The organism is Cellulomonas fimi, from assembly GCF_028527925.1.
GTDB classification, from domain to species: domain Bacteria; phylum Actinomycetota; class Actinomycetes; order Actinomycetales; family Cellulomonadaceae; genus Cellulomonas; species Cellulomonas fimi_C.
This window is the reverse complement of record NZ_JAPESW010000129.1, coordinates 1-874: the sequence shown is the minus strand read 5'-3', so window position 1 is coordinate 874 and position 874 is coordinate 1. Positions and strand designations below refer to the sequence as shown.

General features: G+C 73.5%; 1 protein-coding gene. It reads right to left on the bottom strand.

Features of this window, described 5'->3' with window-relative positions; translation table 11 throughout:
• Positions 1 to 165 precede the first annotated feature (165 nt).
• Positions 166 to 874: serine hydrolase domain-containing protein (locus OMK64_RS20075; protein WP_272730118.1), on the bottom strand; the 709-nt coding region annotated here is incomplete at its 5' end.

Below are 874 nucleotides of genomic sequence, written 5' to 3'. Positions count from 1 at the left end.
GTGCACCCGCCGACCCGCCCCCGACCGGCGTGGCCCCACGTGTCGCCACGCCGAGCACGACATCAGCGCCGCGTAGGGGGTCCCACACGGCGCTGATGTTGTTCTCGTGCTCAGTGGTGCGTGGTCCGGGCGGGGCGGCTCATGCCGGTCGCCGCCCGGGCCGGGTCACGCGCAGAGGGCCGTGTCGATCACCGCGTCGACGTGCTGCATCGCCTCGGGGTCGGAGACCGACGACGGGAGCGCCGTGACCGCGACGGACGCGGCGCGGCCGTCGGTCGTCACGCCCTCGCGTGTCGAGTAGCCGAAGATGTCGCCGCCGTGTCCCCACGCGACACCACCGCAGCTCAGGGCGGTCTCGGCGATGCCCAGGCCGTACCGCATCGGCCCCCACTCGGCGGGCACGGGCACGGTCTTCTGCATCTCGGCGAGCTCGGCGGCACCGACCAGGCGGCCGTCGAGGATCGCGGTGTAGAGCCGGATCAGGTCGCTCGGCGTGCCGACGACGTCGCCCGCGGCCCAGGCCGCGCTCGGGTCGAGCTCCGTCACGTCGCGCAGCGTCCCGCCCGGGGTGTCCGAGTGGTAGCCGTGCGGGTGGCGTCCGCGGATCTCGCGCTCGCCGACCGCGGGGAGGTACGTGTCGCGCAGGCCTGCCTTCTCGATGACGCGCTGCGTGAGGACCTCGTGCAGCGGACGGCCGGTCACCTTCTCGACCAGCAGCCCGGCGATCACGTAGTTCGTGTTGCTGTACGACCACGACGTGCCCGGCGCGAACGTCGCCGGTCGCGTCAGGGCGGCGTCGAGCAGCGCGCGCGGCTGCACATAGGTGTTGATCATCGCGTCGACGCTCGACAGCCCGTCCGCGAGCAGCACGTCG